The organism is Hymenobacter lutimineralis, assembly GCF_008271285.1.
Lineage (GTDB): Bacteria > Bacteroidota > Bacteroidia > Cytophagales > Hymenobacteraceae > Hymenobacter > Hymenobacter lutimineralis.
Genome location: NZ_VTHL01000018.1, coordinates 26,027 through 38,617, shown reverse-complemented (window position 1 = coordinate 38,617; position 12,591 = coordinate 26,027). Strand labels below are relative to the sequence as shown.

Annotated in this window: 12 protein-coding genes; 3 read left to right on the top strand and 9 right to left on the bottom strand. The window is 64.5% G+C overall.

The features are described 5' to 3' along the window. Nucleotides 1-49: 49 nt before the first annotated feature. The 9 genes from FY528_RS15605 to FY528_RS15565 form a co-directional block, all read right to left on the bottom strand. Nucleotides 50-2,767, bottom strand: coding sequence for a cation-translocating P-type ATPase (locus tag FY528_RS15605; protein WP_149071962.1), 2,718 nt, complete (start codon nucleotides 2,765-2,767; stop codon nucleotides 50-52). A 204-nt stretch (nucleotides 2,768-2,971) separates the two neighbouring features. Further along, entirely contained in the window at nucleotides 2,972-4,186 is a 1,215-nt protein-coding gene (locus FY528_RS15600; RefSeq protein WP_149071961.1) for a family 1 glycosylhydrolase, read from the bottom strand. A 283-nt stretch (nucleotides 4,187-4,469) separates the two neighbouring features. Then, a complete protein-coding gene (locus FY528_RS15595; protein ID WP_149071960.1) occupies nucleotides 4,470-5,480 on the bottom strand; it encodes a DUF4396 domain-containing protein in 1,011 nt (336 codons plus the stop codon). Between the two features lie 44 nt (nucleotides 5,481-5,524). After that, a complete protein-coding gene (locus tag FY528_RS15590; protein ID WP_149071959.1) occupies nucleotides 5,525-5,833 on the bottom strand; it encodes a phosphoribosylpyrophosphate synthetase in 309 nt (102 codons plus the stop codon). 38 nt (nucleotides 5,834-5,871) lie between these two features. Then, nucleotides 5,872-6,186: a DUF6122 family protein gene (locus tag FY528_RS15585; protein WP_149071958.1), complete on the bottom strand. Its 315-nt coding sequence runs from the start codon at nucleotides 6,184-6,186 to the stop codon at nucleotides 5,872-5,874. A gap of 78 nt (nucleotides 6,187-6,264) precedes the next feature. Then, a complete protein-coding gene (locus tag FY528_RS15580) occupies nucleotides 6,265-6,894 on the bottom strand; it encodes a DUF305 domain-containing protein (protein WP_149071957.1) in 630 nt (209 codons plus the stop codon). A gap of 122 nt (nucleotides 6,895-7,016) precedes the next feature. Continuing rightward, the gene (locus FY528_RS15575; RefSeq protein WP_129919149.1) at nucleotides 7,017-7,652 is read right to left on the bottom strand and encodes a helix-turn-helix domain-containing protein; all 636 of its coding nucleotides are present in this window, start codon (nucleotides 7,650-7,652) and stop codon (nucleotides 7,017-7,019) included. Continuing rightward, a complete protein-coding gene (locus tag FY528_RS15570) occupies nucleotides 7,649-8,026 on the bottom strand; it encodes a cupredoxin domain-containing protein (RefSeq protein ID WP_129919150.1) in 378 nt (125 codons plus the stop codon). The genes FY528_RS15575 and FY528_RS15570 overlap by 4 nt, the downstream gene beginning before the upstream one ends. 46 nt (nucleotides 8,027-8,072) lie before the next feature. Beyond that, the gene (locus FY528_RS15565) at nucleotides 8,073-10,403 is read right to left on the bottom strand and encodes a heavy metal translocating P-type ATPase (RefSeq protein ID WP_308418677.1); all 2,331 of its coding nucleotides are present in this window, start codon (nucleotides 10,401-10,403) and stop codon (nucleotides 8,073-8,075) included. A gap of 397 nt (nucleotides 10,404-10,800) precedes the next feature. On the opposite strand from FY528_RS15565, the gene FY528_RS15560 reads away from it, so the two are divergent. The 3 genes from FY528_RS15560 to FY528_RS15555 all read left to right on the top strand — a co-directional run bounded on the left by FY528_RS15560 (nucleotide 10,801) and on the right by FY528_RS15555 (nucleotide 12,576). After that, nucleotides 10,801-11,295, top strand: coding sequence for a hypothetical protein (locus FY528_RS15560; protein ID WP_149071956.1), 495 nt, complete (start codon nucleotides 10,801-10,803; stop codon nucleotides 11,293-11,295). Between the two features lie 129 nt (nucleotides 11,296-11,424). Beyond that, nucleotides 11,425-11,556: a hypothetical protein gene (locus tag FY528_RS21620; RefSeq protein ID WP_262384021.1), complete on the top strand. Its 132-nt coding sequence runs from the start codon at nucleotides 11,425-11,427 to the stop codon at nucleotides 11,554-11,556. 57 nt (nucleotides 11,557-11,613) lie between these two features. Then, a complete protein-coding gene (locus FY528_RS15555; RefSeq protein WP_149071955.1) occupies nucleotides 11,614-12,576 on the top strand; it encodes a DUF8832 domain-containing protein in 963 nt (320 codons plus the stop codon). The last annotated feature ends 15 nt before the right edge of the window (nucleotides 12,577-12,591 follow it).

The following is a 12,591-nucleotide window of genomic DNA, read 5'->3' as shown; positions in this document are numbered from 1 at the left end:
AACGGCTAAAAAGTCAGGATTGCAGCGGGAGCTGGCGGGCCGCCATCCGTCAGGGGCTGGCTGCGGGCCAGGGTGGCGCCGGGGGCTGGGCCGGCGGGCCGGAAGGCTCCACGACGGCCGGAAAGAACCAGTAGTGATACAGCTGCCCGAACACCAGCACCAGCAAGCCGGCACTGCCCGCCAGGAGCCCGTCCCAGCCGCTGAGCGGGTAGAGGTCCAGCGCCTGGCGGGTCAGCGGAAAGGAGTACACCCCGAGCACCAGCAACAGGCACAGACCGATGGCGTACCAGGCGTAGGGGTTGCGCACTACTTCGTTGCGGGCCGGCGAGAGCCCCGGCGTACCCAGGTTGAAGACGTGCGTGAGCTGCCCCAGCACCAGCGCTAAAAACAAGATATTGTTGCACAGCGCCGGATTCCACTGCTCCCCCCGGTGGAGGGCAAAATGACTGATGAGCACCGCCCCCAGGCTGGTCAGCCCAATGATGCCGGCGTAGACCAGCAGGCGCTGCCAGTGCGAGCGGGTGAGCAGCGCCTCGGCCGACGGGCGGGGCCGCTGCTGCATGATGGTGACCGAGCCCGGCGTCACGCCCAGGGCCAGGGCCGGCAGCACGTCGGTGACCAGGTTGATAAACAGAATCTGCAGCGGCACCAGCTGAAAGTGCAGGTTCATCACCGAAGCCGCGCCGATGACCAGCAGCTCGCTCAGGTTGCAGGAGAGCAGGTACATCACGAATTTGCGGATGTTCTCAAAGATGGTCCGTCCCTGGCGGATGGCCAGCACGATGGAGGGAAAGGCGTCATCCTGCAGCACCATGTCGGCCACTTCCTGCGCCACCTGGGTGCCGCGCAGCCCCATGGCAATGCCAATGTCGGCCTGTTTGAGGGCGGGCGCGTCGTTGACCCCGTCGCCGGTCATGCCCACCACCTCGCCCGCGTCCTGCAGCACGCGAATCAAATCCAGCTTTTGCTGGGGGCTGACCCGCGCAAAGACCCGCGTGGCGGCCCAGCGCTGGCGGGCCGCAGCATCCAGCTGCTCGTAGGCGGCCATATCCCGGCCGACGAGCACGCTCCCGGGGCCCGCATCCCCCGACAGAATACCCAGGCGCTGGGCAATGTTGCGGGCCGCCGCCGGGTGGTCGCCGGTAATCATCACCACCCGGATGCCGGCGGATTGGGCTTCCGCGACGGCGGGGGCCACATCCGGCCGGGGTGGGTCGAGCATGGTGAACAGGCCCACGAACACCAGCTCACGGAGCAGCTCCGGGTCGGGCCCGGTAGTTTCCTTATAGGCTACGCCCAGCACCCGCAGGCCAGTGGCCGCCAGCGCGTCGGCGCGCTGCAGCCACTGCCCACGCGTGGTCTCGTCCAGCACCGCCCGCCCCGTAGCCTGGAGCAGGGCCGTGCAGCGGGGCAGCAGCTCCTCGGCCGCGCCTTTGGCGTACACGGTGGAGGGCGTGGCCTCAGCCCCCGCGTGCAGGGTTGCCATGAGCTTGGTTTCCGAGGAGAAGGGCTCCTCCGCCAGCTTGGGGAAAGTGGCCCGCAGCGCGGCAACGTCGGCGCCGCCCGCGTGGGCAAACCGCAGCAGGCCCGTTTCCAGGGGGTCGCCCGTTTCGCTCAGCTCGGTGGAGGCAAAATCGACGGTGGCCGTGTTGCAGAGCACGGTGGCCCGCAGCGCTACCGTCAGGTCAGGAGTGGGTGACTCCGCCAGTGCGGGCAGCGAGGCCGCGGTCACTTCCCGCACCGGGGTAATCAAGCCCGTGACCGTGATGCGGTTTTCGGTTAAAGTTCCGGTTTTGTCGGTGCAGATGATGCTGGTGCCGCCCAGCGTTTCCACGGCCGCCAGCTTCTTCACGACCACCCGGTGCCGGGCCATGCGCAGCATGCCCTGCGCCAGGGCCAGGGTAGCCACAATGGGCAGCCCCTCCGGGACGGCCGCCACCGCCAGCGCAATGCTGGTTTCCAGCATCTCCAGCCAAGGTTGGCCGTTGAGCAGACCAGCCGCGAACACCACTACCACCAGCCCGACCGCGACTTTAATCAGGGTGCGGGTAAACACGGCCAGCTTTTCCTCCAGGGGGGTTGCCGCCTGCTCAGCCGTTTGCACTAGGTGGGCAATGCGGCCCAGCTCGGTACGCATGCCGGTGGCCGTGACCAGGGCGTGGGCATTGCCCTTCACGATGCTGGTGCCCTTGAATACGGCGTTGATTTGCTCGGCCAGGGGCAGCCCCGGGGGGAGGGGAGCCGGCTGCTTTTCCGCCGGCAGCGACTCCCCGGTCAGGGCCGACTCGTTGACCAGCAGCTGCGCCGCATCCAGCAGGGTGGCATCGGCCGGCACCAGGTCGCCGGCTTCGAGGAACAACACGTCACCCGGGACCACGGCTTCGGCGTTGATGGGCGTCAGCAGGCCATCACGAATCACGCGCGCCGGCACCAGTGCCAGCTGCTGCAGGGCCGCCATCGAGACCTGCGCCTGTACTTCCATGTAGTAGCCGATGGCAGCGTTCACGAGGATGACCAGCAGGATGGCCGCACCGTCCAGCCCCTCGCCCAGGAAAAAGGAAACGCCGGCCGCCAGCAGCATGAGTAGCACCAGGGCCGAGGCAAACTGGCTCCGCAGGATAACCCACCGGCTACGGGCCGCCTCGTGCACGATGGCATTGGGCCCCACCTCGGCCAGCCGCCGCGCCGCTTCCGGGCTGCTTAGGCCCGGCAGCCCGGCCGGCCGGGGCTGATAGACGGAAGGCGCAGGGTGCAGCAGGACGGCCATTGCAATGAAAGCTGGGAGCAGAATACTGTTGACCACACCAGGCAGCCGTTGCTTCTCGATGCCCTTGCGGGCAGGACAAAAGAAGGAGGGCTTCCTAAGCTAATTCATGACACCTGACAAATCGGGACATGATTATTATCAATATGTTAGCCAGCTGTGCCGCGTTCGGCCGTCCGCGCCGGCTGGATGCCAAGGCGGGGCTCGCTAGAAATTATAGATGTGAAGGCCGTAGCATTCCGATGTAAGCTCCGGCTTCCACTTGCTGACCAGAGATTTATAAGCTTCCCCTACGGGGCGCACCCGGCGGTCGAGGTCGTAGAGGCCCAGCCGGTTGACCCGATGGTGGTTGCCACGCAGGCAGTTATCCCAGTCCACCTGGTCCAGCAGACTGTACCAGGTAAAGCCGACGATGGGCACGCCATCCTGCTTGAGGCGATGCACGTTGGCCCATTCCTTGCGCAACCAGAGCACCGCCTCCGGGTCCTCGCGGTTGGTTTCCGTGTGCATTACGGGCAGGCGGTAGCGGCTGAAATACTGGTGGGTGATGGAGTAGTAGCCGAAAATTTCGCCTGATTCACTGGTGCTGCCATCCTCGTGCACCAGGTGCTCGTTGGTATAGTAGTAATCGTTGCCCATCACGCAGTGACGCTTGACGGTGTTCTGGCGAAACCACTCGTACTCCTGCCGCGTCATGCCGTTATCCAGCAGGTAGGTATACAGGCTGGCCTTGACCTCATGCCCGTAGGTAAGGTCGAAGGCCAGGAAGCGTTTTTCATTGAGAAAGGCCGTATGCGCCAGGCAGCGCTCGGAGGGCTCCTCGGCGTGAAAGTATTCCGTGGCCTCGCTTTGAATGAAGATGGCCCGGGGCTGCACGCGCAGGATGGCGTGCATGGCCTGCTGGTTGGCCCGGCACAGGTTGCCCAGGGCCGTGACAAAAGGGGTATCCCCGGTCAGGCACTCGTTCCACCAGCCCAGTTGCGCCGAGAATGTGGCGGCAATCATAATCTCGTTGACCGGGGTGTAAAACCGCAGGTGGGGGTAGCGGCGGGCAAACGCCTGGGCATACTCGGCAAAGTGGGTGGGCCAGTCTTTATTTTGGAAGTTGCCCAGCCAGTCCGGCACCCCAAAATGGCACAGGTCCACGATAGGCTCAATGCCCAGCTCCCGGAGCCGGGTAAAGGTGGCATCGGCCCAGCTCCAGTCATAGCGCCCGGGGCCCAGGTGGGTGGCATAGTACGGGGGGCCGAAGCGCAGATATGCCAGGCCCAGCTCCCGCACCAGTTCAAAATCCTCTTCCCAGCGCCGGTCATGCTGCGTCAGCTGCATTTCATCTACCCGCAGGCGGCTGCCGTCCGGCAGCGGGATAACCGGGTAACTGTTTTCAATTCCCGTGGCGAAGATGAAGGTGTTGTGCTCCATGACAATCGGCGCATAGCGGTGGAAGCCTGCCGCTGAAAAGGCAGCGGCGGCGCTGCTCAGTAAGGCGGACGTCTGAGGGCTTGGTCCGGCGTAGCAGTAGCTTCGTCAGCACAACCAGCACGGCTTTCCCGGCTCGGCTCAAGATACATCATTGTGAGTACGTTACCCTTGCGCATGAGATTTACCCGTAGCCGCTTCCGACTTACATAATTTGTACCGGCGAGCCGCCACGAAACCACGGCCACAAGTGCTGTAAAAGGGCGTGAGCGAACGGTATTCAACCCTACATGGAGTGCCCAGGCATGGCCGGCATGGGCATGGGCATGGACATGGGCTCGCCGGGCCGCATGTTCAAGTCCCCGTACCGTGCCGCCAGGTAATAGCCCACCGCCAGCATTGCCAGGGTGAGCAGGGTCACGACGGCCTTGCGCAGCCCCGAAACCTGGGCGCCGTCGCTCATATCCATGCCCGGCATCGCAGCCATGTCATGCCCCTGGTGCGCCGTCTCACGCTTTTCCGGTGGCACCCCGTGGTGCATTCCGGCCATTCCAGCCATTGCGGTGGAGTGCGCAGGATGTCCTGGGTCTTCCGCTATCGGTGCCCCGCCCTTGCCTAATGCACGTTCGGTACCCATGCCGTGCTTGAGTTTATTTTTAACAAGCCAATAATTCACCGGGTAGGCCACCACCACGCCCACCAGCGTCGCGGCCGACATGGCCGCCCAAAACCAAGGCGAGTTGGCTTCCATGGCCCGCATGTCCCGGCTCATCAGAATGACCATAGTGGGCATCATGCCGGCCATCATGGCGTTCATGGACACCCATTCCGGCAGAAACGAGTGGCGCAAGGCCTGCCCGTAGCTCATTTTCATCATGTCCTTCATAAACAGGGCCTGAAAAATGAACAGGCCAAAGGCAAAGCCAGCCGCGTATTCCAGCCAAATGTCCACGCCCATGCTTAGCCCAAAGTAGCCGGTAATGGCGGCCGCCACAATGATGCCCGTAGCGTCGCCGGCGGCGCAGTGAATGGTGGACCCCACTGTCTGCTTCCAAAGCGGAGCAATAAATTGCTCATGAGTGCCCGGAGAAGGCTCTCGGCACGAAAACCAATAAATAATCAGTCCTATTGGCCCAGTGTAAAGCGTCACCAAGACCCAGCCGTACTTCATCACCTTCATCTCCGGGGTGCTGGTAAACAGGTCCCAGGCCACGTAGGCCACGGACAGGGCGGTGAGGGCAAACCAAATCCATAACAGGTACTCGGGAAACAGTGGCTCGGACATGGGGTGCATCATGGGAAGGGGAATTGGGTTAGGAATAAAAAGCCAGGGGCCGGGGCTTAGTGGGGGGGCAGGCGCAGCTGGGCCTCCATCGCGGCGGTCAGCGGGTCGGCGTACACGCCATAGGCATTCACGAGTACGCCCCGCAGGTCGAGGCCGGGGGCGCTGATGGCGTAGAGGATGGACTGGTCGGCCGGGTCGGAGGGGCCCTCAAAGCGGAAAACCGAGTCAACCTTAAACTGCTCGGGCGCCAGCCGCAGGTCGTAGGCCGCGCAGTACAGGCAGTCGGGCCGCAGGTTAAAGTCTTCGGTGTAGCCGCGGCCGCGCAGCTGCTGCAGGGCGGAGGTGAGCGTGTCGGAGGGTTCCATAAGGGTAAGGAAAGAGAACGTAAGACTGGGAGAGCTGCTTACTGCGGCCAAATGATGCCCAGTTGCCAGCATTCGGCGTAGTCCAGCACCATGTGCAGCAAAAATCCCACGGCCCACACGCGGGTAATGGGCGGAAACAGCATGAACCCATAATTCCCCATGGCCCAGTAAGTGTGCAGCGGATGGTAGTTGATGCTGCACCGGCCGGCGTCGAACATGGGCGTGGCCAAGACGTGGTCCACGTCCAGCAGCAGCGCCGCCGCTAAGATGAGCCAGGTTCGGCGCCAGCGCGGCCGGTAAAACAGCAGGGCCACGACACCGGGCACCAGCACGTGGAGAAACGCGTGCACCATCGGCCGCAGACAACAAGGAGGGATAAGCAAAAAAGCGGCCCCACCGGAGCCGCCTTGCCGGGGCAGATGGGCCCCTGGTTAATAGGATTTGTTGGCCAGCAGCCAATCCTGCAGCTCTTTGACTTCCATTTGCTGGTCCGTGATTATCTGCCGGGCCATGCTCTTGGGCGTGGCTTCGCGGCCCAGCTCCAGTTCGTCCTCGCTCATCTCGATGGCGCTGGTGTGGTGGTCAATCATGAGTTGGGCAAAGTCCTGGTCGGCGTCGCCGGTGAGCACGCGCAGGTCGTTGTTTTTGTCCATGGTTTCCATGGCCATCATGGCGCGGTCCATAAATTCCATCACCATCGGGGCGTGGGCCGGGTGGCTGGTCAGAAAGGCGTTGAACTGCGTGATTTCGGCCTGCTGCGCGGTTATCATGCGCTGGGCAATGGCTTTCATCGCCGCGTTGTCGCCGGCGCTGAGCTCTTTCTGGGCCATCTTGATGGCGCCCGTGTGGTGCATGACCATCATCTTGGCGTAGTCCACGTCGGGGTCCATCGTGGCCGTCATCATGTCCATTTCTTTGCTCATGTCGTGCATGATGGTCATGAAGGCATTGTCGTTGTGGGCCTGCACCTTCAGGCCGTCGGCTTCGTCCTTGCTACACGAAGCAAGGGCACCAACGGCAAAGAGGCAAGCAAGCAGGGGGAGGCGGAGGGAACGTAGCATACGGCGGGGTTTCGTTTAGGAGAAAGCAACAGCAACTGTCACCCTGACTAAACGAGGCCGCCAGGCCCTCGGTTTGCCCACGATTCGGCCGAAAACCTTGTAAAGTTTCCAGCCCGGCGCCGTTAGGAGAGGGTTTCCAGCCCCAGCCGGCCCGCGCTGCCGGGACCCAGGGCCTGAAACGCGGAGGGCGACATGCCCGTGACCTGGCGGAACTGATTGGTCAGGTGGGCCGCGCTGCTGTAGCCCAGGCGCGCGGCCACCTCGGCCACCTTGGCGTCCTGGTAGCTGAGCAGTTCCTTGGCCCGCTCCACCTTCTGGCGGATGATGTACTTTTCCAGCGTCAGGCCCTCCCGCACCGAGAACTGGTGCGACAAGTACGCGTAGGCCCGCCCGACCCGCTCGCTGATGAAGTGGGAGTAGGTGTGAAAGGGCTGCAGCTCGGTGGGCGTGTAGTGAATCAGCTCCACCACGACGGCCTTCACCTGCTCCACCAGCTGGTCGCGCGGGTCCTCGACCAGGGCAAAGCCGTAGGCCTGCAGGGCGCTGCGCACCACGTCTTCGCGGACGGCCCCGCCGTCGGCCATCCGCACGTTGGCCGCGCCCAGCGCCACGCCGTCCACCACCAGCCCGGCCTTCTCCAGCTCGCGCTGCACCACGCGCAGGCAGCGGGGGCACACCATGTTGCGGATAGAGAGGCGCACCGCCCCGCCCGCGGGGGCCGGCAAGCTGGAGGAAGCGGACTGCGTCATGGTTTTCATTTTACGACCAGGCTGCCCCGCAGCATGTGCATGCCGCAGGTAAAGGCAAAGGTACCGGCTTGCTGGGGCAAAAACTCAATGGCCGTGGTTTTAAACGGGGCCAGGTCGCGCCGGATGTTGAAGTCGGGCAGCAGCAGCTCTTCCGAGCAGCTGTTTTCCTCGTCGCGGTAGAAGTTGAGCTGCACGGGCTTGCCGCGCTCCACCTCGATGACGTCGGGCGAGTAGCCGCCCTTCACCACGATGTCGACCTGCTGGATGCCGGCCGACGACGAGACGGCCGTGGCCACCCGGTGCGGGGCCAGAAAGAAAAACCAGCCCACCAAGCCCAGCAGGCCCACGCCCACCACGGTTACGATTATTTGCGTAGTATCCATACAAAGGGAGTACAAAAGAAGAAAGGAAAGCCAGGCGGGAGCCGCCTTACGCCGCCCGCTGGTAGCCGCGCAGGCGCAGCGAGTTGGTCAGCACCGACACCGAGCTCAGGGCCATGGCCGCGGCGGCCAGCATGGGCGAGAGCAGCCAGCCGGTAAACGGGTAAAGCAGCCCGGCGGCAATGGGAATGCCCAGCGTGTTGTAGATGAAGGCGAAAAACAGGTTCTGCCTGATGGTGCGCATGGTCTGGCGCGAGAGGTCCATGGCCGTCACTACGCCCTGCAAATCCGAGCGCATGAGCGTGATGCCCGCCGCTTCCATGGCCACGTCGGTGCCGCCGCCCATGGCCAGGCCGATGTCGGCCTGGGCCAGCGCCGGCGCGTCGTTGATGCCGTCGCCCACCATGGCCACCGTGCGGCCTTCGGCCTGTAGCTCCTTGACTTTGCCGGCCTTGTCGGCGGGCAGCACCTCGGCAAAGTAGCGCTTGATGCCCACCTGCTCGGCCACCTTGGCGGCGGTTTGGGGGTTATCGCCGGTCATCATCACCACTTCAATGCCCTCGGCCTGCAGGGCCTGGATGGCGGCCCGGCTGGACTCGCGCACGGTATCGGCCACGCCAAACAGGGCCACCACCTGCCCGCCCAAGGCGGCGTAAAGCACCGTCTTGGCCTGGCCCAGCAGCTGCGCGGCAGCCTGCTCGGCAGCGGCCGTTACCGGCACGCGGTGCTCGTCGAGCAGGCGGCGGTTGCCCAGCAGAAGGGCTTGCCCGTTTACCGTAGCGCCGGCCCCCCGGCCTTCAAAGGCCTGAAAAGCCGTGGCCGTCAGCACCGGGGTGCCCTGCGCGTCGGCGTAGCGCACCACGGCCTCGGCCAGCGGGTGCTCACTCTGGCGCTCCACGGCCGCCAGCAGGGGCAGCAGGCGGACAGCGTCGTCGCCGTTGACGGGCACAAAGTCCGTCACGCTGGGCTCGCCGCGGGTAATGGTGCCGGTTTTGTCGAGCAGCACGGTGGTGACTTTTTCGGCCTTCTCCAGTGCCTCGGCGTTGCGAATCAGCACCCCGTGCTCGGCCCCCTTGCCAGTGCCCACCATGATGGCCGTGGGCGTGGCCAGGCCCAGCGCGCAGGGGCAGGCAATGATGAGCACGGCCACGAAGTTGACCAGGGCCAGCGGCAGGCGCGTGGCCTCGGGAGCGAAGTCAAACCAGAGCACGAAGGTGACGATGGCCACCATGACCACCACCGGCACAAAAACGGCACTGACCTTGTCGGCCAGTTGCTGAATGGGGGCGCGGCTGCCCTGGGCTTCCTCCACCAGCTTCACAATCTGGGCCAGCATGGTTTCGGCGCCTACTTTCGTCACGCGGAAGCGGAAGGAGCCCGTCTTGTTGAGGGTGGCGCCGAACACGTTGTCGCCTTCCTGCTTTTCCACCGGCAGGCTCTCGCCGGTGAGCATGCTCTCGTCGACGGCCGAGTGGCCGCTGAGCAGCACGCCGTCGGTGGCCACTTTCTCGCCGGGGCGCACCACCACTTCGTCGCCGGGCACGACCTGCTCGATGGGCACGTCCACTTCCTGGCCGCCCCGCACGACGCGGGCCGTTTTGGCCTGCAGCCCCATCAGGGCCTTGATGGCGGCCGAGGTCTTGGATTTGGCCCGGCTCTCCAGCACCTTGCCCAGCAGAATCAGCGCAATGATGGTGGCGGTGGTGTCGTAGTACACCTCGGGCATGAGGCCGCGCTGCATAAACCAGTGGGGAATGAGCGTGGCGGCCAGGCTGTAGAGGAAGGCCGCCCCGGTGCCCACGGCAATGAGCGTGTCCATGCTGGCGGTGCGGTGCCGCAGGCCGTTCCAGGCCGAGACGTAGAACTCGCGGCCGCTGTAGAGCAGCACCGGCAGCGTCAGGGCCAGCAGCACGTAGTTGAGCACCGGCGTCGGAATCAGGTTCATCATCCGCGGCCAGAGCATGAGCATGCTCAGCGGCATAATCACCACGGCCAGCCCCACGGCCACCTGGAAGCGGCGCTTGAGCTTCTGGTAGGCCGCGGCCTTGCGCTGGTCCAGTTCCTGGTCGGAGGCCAGCACGTTGGGGGAGGCCGGCGCGGCCGGCTCGTGTACGCCGTAGCCGGCCTGCTCCACGGCGGCCTTCAGGCCGGCGCGGTCAATCTGGTCCGGTAGGTACTCGATGGTGGCTTTCTCGCTGGCCAGGTTCACGGTGGCGCGTTGCACGCCGGGCGTGCGGCTCAGGGCCTTCTCGACAAAGTTGGAGCAGGAAGCACAGGTCATGCCCTCGATGTTGAGGGTGGCCGTTTCCGTTGCGCTGGTGGCCGCCGCTGGAAGGGAGGGCGGCGTCGGGGCCGGGTGGTGGTGAGGTATGGTATCCACGGGTAGTAGCGTTGGTGAGGAGCGGCATTTTCGCTCGTCCTATAAACAGGAAGTAAACTGGCTTCGGCACCGAATAGATGTGCAGAATTGCGCTTTGCGCTTACAACATTTGCACGCCCCGCCAGCGGGCGCGCCGGGATGTATACAATTCAGTCGCTGCACTTATAAGATTTCCAGCCCCGCTTGTCAGTCTACCAGCTGTCCTAAAACCTAAAGGAGGCGCTGGATAGCCCTTCAAGGCTCAAAACGACCAATGCAGGGGCCATAGGGGCGTAAACGCGTTTGGCAATGGTGGCGCAATGGGTGTAGTAATGGCAGAATACTATTTAAACCTTTCCCATAATTTTGCCGTTGCTTCGTACCAATGTTCCGACTTCAGACCCATTCCCGACGCGCGATGGCGACCTCCTTGCTGGTGGTCTTCCTCAACGTGTTCTTTGGGCAGGTCTTCTGCGCGCTGGCCATGCCCGCGGCTGCGGCGTACGCCGCGGAACACCGGCACCCGGCCGGCACACCGGCGCATGAGCACCCGCGGCCGGCCGCGCACGAGCATCAGGCACCCCACTCTCACGGGGCCGGCCACGATGCGGCCGCCGCGCACCACCACGACGAACACAAAGCACCCGCCTCGGGCGGCTCGCACCAGCACGGCCCCAAGGGCGCCTGCTGTCAGGACGACGCCGCGGCCGTGTGGGCCTCGCTGACGCACCCGCCGAAAGCGGGCATTGAGAAGATGACGTTCATGCCGGTGGCCCTGCCCCCGGCCCCGCTGGCCCTGGTGGTCCGCTTTCAGCAGTGGGACCGCACGCAGCCCGTGCTGCTGGTGGCTCGCCGGCAGCTCAAACCCAAAATACCCGACATCCGCATTTTCATCCAGTCGCTGACTGTCTGATTGCCCCGACGCGCTAAGGCTCGCGCCGGCACAGCCCTGCTGTGTCCGGGGCGGGCCTTTTCGTTTGCCCGTCGCGCCGCCTAAGCCGGCATTTCCTCCCCTCATCTTCCGGGTTACCCCTGCTCCGCAATGAAAGATTGCTGCGAACCGGCCAGTGGCCCGCCTCCCCGCGGCCCGCTCCGCCGGCTGCTCACGGGGTTGCTCTACGCCATGCTGGCCGCTGCCCTGGGCTTTGTGCTCTGGCAGCAGTGGCAGGCCTGAGCTAACCGCCGGGATGGCCGATGCCAGTCCCCTCATTTCTCACCCTTACCCCCTGTTATGTTTCGCTTACCCGTTTCCGTGCTGGCCGTGGCCAGTCTGCTGACTGCAGCCAGCTGCTCGTCCGATTCCGCGTCGAGCAGCGCGACCAATACCGTTACCACCCCGACCGAGGGCACGGCCGACGCCGCGGCCGACCACGCCAGCGGCCATACCTACGCCTGCCCCATGCACCCCGAGGTGACCAGCACCAAGGAAGGGGAGACCTGCCCCAAGTGCGGCATGAAACTCGAACACAACGACCAGGTGGCCGGGAGTGGCAAGTCCTACGCCATGAAGTTTGAGCCCACGCCCATGCAGCTGACGGCCGGCCAGCCCGCGCAGCTAACCTTCACGCCCCAGGAAGTGGGCAACGAGGCCGCCCCTGTGCCCCTGGCCCTGGTGCACGAGAAGAAAATCCACCTCATCATTGTCAGCAAGGACCTGGGCCAGTTCTACCACGAGCACCCCGAGTACACGGCCCAGGGCAACTACCAAGTCAACTATACCTTCCCCAAGGGGGGCGACTACGTGCTGTTTCAGGACTACACGCCCACCGGGGCCGGCCACCAGCTGGGCCGCCAGCCCATCACGGTGCAGGGCCCGAAGTACGCCCCGGTAAAATTCAAAAACGACGACATGCAGTGGGCGCAGGATGGCTACCAAGCAACCCTCACCTTTGACAAGCCGCTCACCACCGGTCAGCTGCTGGGCATGAAAATCACCATCAGCAAGAACGGCCAGCCCGTCACGGACCTGGACAGCTACCTCGGGGCGCTGGGCCACGTGGTGGTCATCAGCGAGGACACGGAGCGCTACCTGCACGTGCACCCCAACGACCAGGCCGACAAAGGGCCCACCATCGGCTTCAACACAAATTTCGAAGCCCCTGGCCTCTACCGGGTCTTCCTGCAGTTCAACCACGCCGGCAAGATTCACACCGGCGACTTCACCATCAACGTGAAGGGCCCGGCCGCCAGCTAGGCCCCTTGCCGTGGA

Bases quoted from the DNA above. Each gene is read 5' to 3' on its own strand.
- FY528_RS15570 (WP_129919150.1), bottom strand. From the start codon at position 8,026: ATGGATACTACGCAAATAATCGTAACCGTGGTGGGCGTGGGCCTGCTG.
- FY528_RS15585 (WP_149071958.1), bottom strand. From the start codon at position 6,186: ATGGTGCACGCGTTTCTCCACGTGCTGGTGCCCGGTGTCGTGGCCCTG.
- FY528_RS15590 (WP_149071959.1), bottom strand. From the start codon at position 5,833: ATGGAACCCTCCGACACGCTCACCTCCGCCCTGCAGCAGCTGCGCGGC.
- FY528_RS15575 (WP_129919149.1), bottom strand. From the start codon at position 7,652: ATGAAAACCATGACGCAGTCCGCTTCCTCCAGCTTGCCGGCCCCCGCG.
- FY528_RS15605 (WP_149071962.1), bottom strand. From the start codon at position 2,767: ATGGCCGTCCTGCTGCACCCTGCGCCTTCCGTCTATCAGCCCCGGCCG.
- FY528_RS15555 (WP_149071955.1), top strand. From the start codon at position 11,614: ATGTTTCGCTTACCCGTTTCCGTGCTGGCCGTGGCCAGTCTGCTGACT.
- FY528_RS15580 (WP_149071957.1), bottom strand. From the start codon at position 6,894: ATGCTACGTTCCCTCCGCCTCCCCCTGCTTGCTTGCCTCTTTGCCGTT.
- FY528_RS15560 (WP_149071956.1), top strand. From the start codon at position 10,801: ATGGCGACCTCCTTGCTGGTGGTCTTCCTCAACGTGTTCTTTGGGCAG.
- FY528_RS21620 (WP_262384021.1), top strand. From the start codon at position 11,425: ATGAAAGATTGCTGCGAACCGGCCAGTGGCCCGCCTCCCCGCGGCCCG.
- FY528_RS15600 (WP_149071961.1), bottom strand. From the start codon at position 4,186: ATGGAGCACAACACCTTCATCTTCGCCACGGGAATTGAAAACAGTTAC.
- FY528_RS15595 (WP_149071960.1), bottom strand. From the start codon at position 5,480: ATGATGCACCCCATGTCCGAGCCACTGTTTCCCGAGTACCTGTTATGG.